Source organism: Streptomyces sp. NPDC093149, assembly GCF_044754145.1.
Lineage (GTDB): Bacteria > Actinomycetota > Actinomycetes > Streptomycetales > Streptomycetaceae > Streptomyces.
In genome coordinates this window covers 1-5,183 of sequence record NZ_JBIVON010000059.1, presented here as the reverse complement: position 1 = coordinate 5,183, position 5,183 = coordinate 1, and the positions used below count along the sequence as shown (strand labels likewise).

The 5,183-nt window shown below is 66.6% G+C and carries 5 protein-coding genes; 1 reads left to right on the top strand and 4 read right to left on the bottom strand.

The window, feature by feature from the left end:
- Positions 1–283 precede the first annotated feature (283 nt).
- Both ACIQCZ_RS42345 and ACIQCZ_RS42340 read right to left on the bottom strand, forming a co-directional pair.
- On the bottom strand, positions 284–613 hold the full coding sequence (locus ACIQCZ_RS42345; RefSeq protein ID WP_402291528.1) for a hypothetical protein: 330 nt from the start codon (positions 611–613) through the stop codon (positions 284–286).
- Positions 614–1,012: 399 nt separating this feature from the next.
- On the bottom strand, positions 1,013–1,288 hold the full coding sequence (locus ACIQCZ_RS42340; RefSeq protein WP_402291526.1) for a hypothetical protein: 276 nt from the start codon (positions 1,286–1,288) through the stop codon (positions 1,013–1,015).
- A 971-nt stretch (positions 1,289–2,259) separates the two neighbouring features.
- Here ACIQCZ_RS42340 and ACIQCZ_RS42335 point away from each other — a divergent pair.
- Positions 2,260–2,508: a hypothetical protein gene (locus ACIQCZ_RS42335; protein WP_402291524.1), complete on the top strand. Its 249-nt coding sequence runs from the start codon at positions 2,260–2,262 to the stop codon at positions 2,506–2,508.
- Positions 2,509–2,679: 171 nt separating this feature from the next.
- On the opposite strand, the gene ACIQCZ_RS42330 is transcribed toward ACIQCZ_RS42335, so the two are convergent.
- Both ACIQCZ_RS42330 and ACIQCZ_RS42325 read right to left on the bottom strand, forming a co-directional pair.
- Entirely contained in the window at positions 2,680–3,975 is a 1,296-nt protein-coding gene (locus ACIQCZ_RS42330; RefSeq protein ID WP_402291522.1) for a helix-turn-helix domain-containing protein, read from the bottom strand.
- A gap of 344 nt (positions 3,976–4,319) precedes the next feature.
- Complete coding sequence (locus tag ACIQCZ_RS42325) at positions 4,320–5,039, bottom strand: MerR family transcriptional regulator (RefSeq protein WP_402291520.1); 720 nt, start codon at positions 5,037–5,039, stop codon at positions 4,320–4,322.
- Positions 5,040–5,183 lie beyond the last annotated feature (144 nt).

The following is a 5,183-nucleotide window of genomic DNA, read 5'->3' as shown; positions in this document are numbered from 1 at the left end:
CCGACCTCGCGTCGGGCCATCGCCATGTCCACCGGCCGACACTGCCTCAAACAACCTCGCTCAGTCACCCAGCAACCTCAACTGAAACGGCGAGGCTAACTACATGGCGTTGCGACCAGTACTGCAACCGCGCCTGACACCGACGACAGCCGGACCGACTCAAAGGATCAGCGGCTGGAGCGCTAACCGACGAGACCGTCCACAGTGGCCGCCGTCCGGACCAAGACGCCCCGGGGGCCATCGAAAACGCTTCGACGGCCCCCGGCGTGCGGGTTCGGGGTGATCAACCGGTCACTTCGACCCACATGTTGACGGCGCCGCCGCCCATGCCGCAGTTGAGAATGGATGCCTGCTCCTTGCCGAGGTTGCGAGAGCCCACGCTGCCGCCGTAGGGGCCGTTGACCCCACCGGCGTTGGCGCAGTAACCGTGGACTACCCAGGTGCCGTTGCCGGAGTCGCACCAGCCGACGCCAGCGCCGTCAGCACGGTTGTACGCACGGCAGTTGGATGCGGCACTGGCGCCGGGAGCGGCGAACAGCATGGCACCGGCGGCAATGGCCAAGGCGCTTGAGACGACGCCGAAGGAACGCATACGAGACATGACTATCTCCATGTTCTGGAGAATTGGACACCTATGCGGAATCCATTTCTCCACTAAGTTGATTCTGTACCGAACTCACTTACGAGTGACGGCAGTTTGATCATAGATGTGCACGGTCCGGGTTCTCTGATCTTGGGAACTGTTGTGAACTTGTCAACAATTTGATCAAACCAGGAAATAGATACTCCCGCATCGTGTAAGCGCGTATCAGTCGCGGTTCGCAGCCCTCCACTGGCGAGTCATACCCAAACGCTCCCCCCGATGGGCCGCGTGCGCAGCATCGCGATCACGGTCTCGTTGACGGTCATCGAGTGGGAGGCCCCGCTGGAGCCCGCGCCGCGGGCGGTGGAGCCCCCATCGCCGTCACCGGGCGCCGCAGCTCGTAGGAGGCGGCCTCCAAGCCCTTGAGGGTCAGGTTTCGCAGCCTCTCCCCGTCTCGGTGGAACCGCCGTTCTCGGCGAGGCCGTGCTTGCGCATGTCGGAGAGCGCGCCGGTGTGCGAGGCGGTGCGTGCCGTCTTCTGCTCGGACTGGGTCTTCTTGTCGGTGTGCCGGTAGCTCAGGTGCGGAGCGCCGATCCGCTGGATCTGATCAGCCGTGGCCACCTTCAGCACTCCGAGCACCCGCAGCACATCGCCGCGGAAACTGTTCGTCGACCCCGCCGGGTTGGTCTTCCTCTTCCCCGCCATCAGCTCTGCTCCCTCGTCACTCGCGACCGGCCGCCGGCCGACCGCCGCCGCCGCTGCTGCTGGCCGCGCCCGGTCTGGGAGGGCGTCCGGGCCCCCGGAACCCGATGCTCTCCTCCCATACGGACAACAAGAGGAGAGAAGAGGGTTGTGACGGCGCGGCTTTCGCGCCGATTCGCGGCCTGACCAGGAACTTTCCGCCGCCTCCGGGTGTCGGGCACCAAAGAGGGTCCCCAAGTGCCCTCCGAAGTGGGCACCCAAGGAGGCCCCTTCGGCTTGCCCGCCACGGGCCAGCCTTCCGGTGTGATCGGCCCGAGCAGTGCCGCTGCCCGGCCCTCGGGTGGGTGGTCGTCATCGCCTCGTCTCCTTCGCTGCCCCGGTCCGGGGCGGTCGTTTCGAAGGAGCAGCGTGCAGGGGTACCCCTTGGTCGCAGTCTGACCGTGCCCGGTAGCGAGGCAGGTCAAGGGAAAACGCGGCCGGGCGGCGGGCCCGGACAAGGGGTCGGCTGCTGGGGACGGCCTTCAGCACCGCGTTTACCTGATGGGATCGACCAGCTCCCGACCGACGCCCCAGTCCCGATCCGCAACTGGACCGCACGAGACATGGACACCGCCCTGTACTGGCTCAACCACCCCACCAACACGACAACCAGCGCATAGGAACACTCAACGAACCTGATCACCACTCGGAGAAACTGACCACAGCTGACCAACACTCACTCCACCTGACAAAACGCCAGCTCAGCAGGCAGCCCAAGCCTCCTTCCCCTCCATCACCGAGCCATAGCAACCAGGGCTTGAAGCCCTACCACCGCCAAGCACGAAACTGATCAGCCCAAGCCAACCCGCGACCTACTGATCAGAAAAAACCGCCCCTGGACAACGCGCTACGGGGGCTCGGCATGGAGTGGGCGGCGTAGAGGCAGTGGGAGGCCTGGGCCGGTCGCGCACGTCGGTGAAGCTGTGGGGTGGCAGGTGACAGATCCGATTTCCCCGTGGCCGGTGGCCGGTGTGGTCCGGCTGGCCCCGCTGGCAGGTGAAACGACGATGTCATTTGTGAACCGGCTGGCCGCTCGCTACAACGTCACCGTGACGGGCTTGTTGTCTGCGATGGCAGGTCCTGGCGTGCGTGGTGTCTGGGGAAAGGGCTGTCTCGTCGGCGAGGTGTTCCTGGCGTCCGCTCATGGCGCCTCGATGAACGGCTGCCCGACGGCGGCGAAGTGACCGCAGGCGATCCAGGTAGGGCGGTGGGGCCGTGGGCGGGGAGGCCATCTGCCGATGATGCCGCGCACCCCTGACAATCCCCGTGCCAAGAGGGGGACTCTCGGCGGTCGAACACGGGAGAGGCCGCCCAGGCAGTGACCGGGCATGCGCGGCCGATGGCCTCCAGCCTGGCTACACCCCGAACTGGCTCATCAGATCCGTGCACAGTTCGTCAGCGCTGCTGTGCCCTTCGTCATCCGCTGCCGCTGGTGAGAGCACAGTGTGCGCCGGTTGGATGTGATGGGGCCGACGGGCGTAAGGCGGCGTGCTTTCCAACCCGCCACCCCAGGCAAAGGTGCGCGGTGCCAGAGCTCTGGGTTTGTCCGGCGAGATGATCGCCGCTGTGAGTTGCAGCGTGCTGTCAAGACGCAGCTTCCTCTGCTGCTCCTGAGCTGTGGCGACGAAGTCATAACAGCATGCCGTCACCAGGCTTTCGGACACAAAGAGGTCATCTTCCTGGCCGGGAGGCTCCTCACTCGCCCGGACGAAGGACAGGTTGGCGGCCACCACCACGGTGCCGTCGTAGTACAGCTCGGTGATGACCTCCCGGTTGATAGACGACTCGAAGTTGTTGCACACCCAGCGGCGCAGGCCGGGGCGCGGGTTGAGCCGGGTGTCCGGGCCCATCCCGACCAGGGGACCTGGCACCGACTCTCCCCCCTGCAGAACACGGGCTCGCGTCACGGCAGCCTCCAGCACCTCCCGCGCCTCATCCCGGTTCATCGTGTAGGCACCTCGAGGCAGGGGCCGCTGCGGCCGGGAGACCGCGATGAACCATGCCGAGGGCGCAGAGACGTGCGCGGCAATGGTCTGGGTGATGAAGTCGATGTGACGCTGGACTTCTTCCTCCGCCCGGCCGACGCGGGCGAAGCGATCACGGTAGGCCCGCTCGATCTGGTGTTCCGCCATCCAGGCGGTGTGGTCTCTGTCGCGGTACGGCACCGTGAACGCCTGCTGCTCTTTATCCTTGTCCGATCTGCCGTGAACGAGGTGTGGTGCCATTTCGCTGGCTGGTACATCCACGACCAGAAGCGTTGTCGCTCCGTCAGTCAAGGGGAACATGACCAGGTCAGGCAGGTAGGGGTGGACGTGGTTGCGGACCCACTGCGCGTACTGCCGGAGATCAGCCTTCTCCCAGTCGACTCCCTTGATCTTGTGGTCGTTGGTAACGCCGTAGATGAGCAGTCCGCCACGGGTATTAGCCATTGCGCTGATGTCCTTGGCGAACTCGTTCCACTGACCGTGCATGGGGGGCAGAGGAAGATCCCTTTTCCAATCAAGGTCGTCGGACTCTTCAAGGTGGTCTGCTGCAGCTTGACGCACCATGTCGTAGGTGAGCGGGCCAGGGACGCACCCCAAGTGTTGGTGCAGCCTCGTCCAGGTGCGGGCCCGACTCTGCGCGGAGGCGGAGGTGTCCGATATCCCCATGAAGGATCTCCTTTGAGCAGTCGGTGGGAACGCTCACCCTAAGGCCACGCGGTGACTACCCCCCAAGGGCGCCTCGCCGCCGGAAGCGGGCAGCGCCTGAAGCTGCTCGCGCAGGGCCGTGGTGTCGGCGGGGTACCTGATCACTCCTCAGTGCACATCACCGGGCGCGCGGGCCGCGTACAGGCCTACCGTCAACCGTCCTGACGGCCCGTGGGTATATGAGCACGCCGTGCGGTGGAGGAGGTCACCAGCCGGGCCACCGGCGAGACCCGGTCCGTCCCGGTGGCGGAGCGGCGGAGCACCTGCGCAAGCTGCTCACCGCCGACGGGTAGCGGAGCCGGGGTTCACGGGACGTCGACGCCCGCGGCGTGCAGCTTCTGCTCGATCAGTGCGGTGAGGCGGGTCCAGCCGGGCCGCTCGTCCTCGCCGTGGTGGGTGAGGAGGTCGTGGCGCATGTCGCCGTCCTGGCGGGTCCGGAGTCCGCCCAGGGTGGGCAGCAGGGAGGGGTCGGTGATGAAGTGGGCGGCAACCTCCTCCGCGAGTTCCTCAATCCTTGGGTCGTCCGGGGCCCACTTTCCGGCGCTCCAGGTGAGCTTGATGACGGCGACGTGCCCGGGGTCCTCCAGGCCGTGCTCGATCTGGGCGAGGTACTCGTCGAAGCCCTCCGGCATCAGGGCCCGGACCAGGACGAGGGCCTCGTGGGCGGTCCTCACGTCGTCCGCGTCGAAGCCGAGCCCGGACATCCGGTCGAGCAGGGCGCAGGCCCGGGACGGCAGCAGGACCCGGTCGCCGGTGGCGAGTTGGCGCAGGGTCTCGCGCCGGGCGACCAGCTCGTCGATCTTCGCGGTGAGGTTGTCCTCGACGTCGACGAGGGCGGTGGCGAAGTCCTCGGGGCCGGCGTCGAGGATGGGGCCGATCCCGGCGAGCGGCACGCCCGCCCCGGCCAGGGCCCGCACCTGGACCAGCCGCAGCAGTTCGGCGCTGCCGTAGCGGCGGTAGCCGGAGTGGTCGCGTGCGGGCTCCTCGACCAGGTCGTTCTTGTGGTAGTGCCGGATGGTCTTCACCGTGATGGCTTCGTTGATTACTGAGGCCAGCGTTTGTCGGCCAGTTTCGGGTTCTGGCGCAGATCTTGGGGAGCCGTCGCGGAGCGTTACCTTGATGTTCGATTGCGAGGGGCTGGCTCGTGTGAGACGGCGTACGCCTTGCGC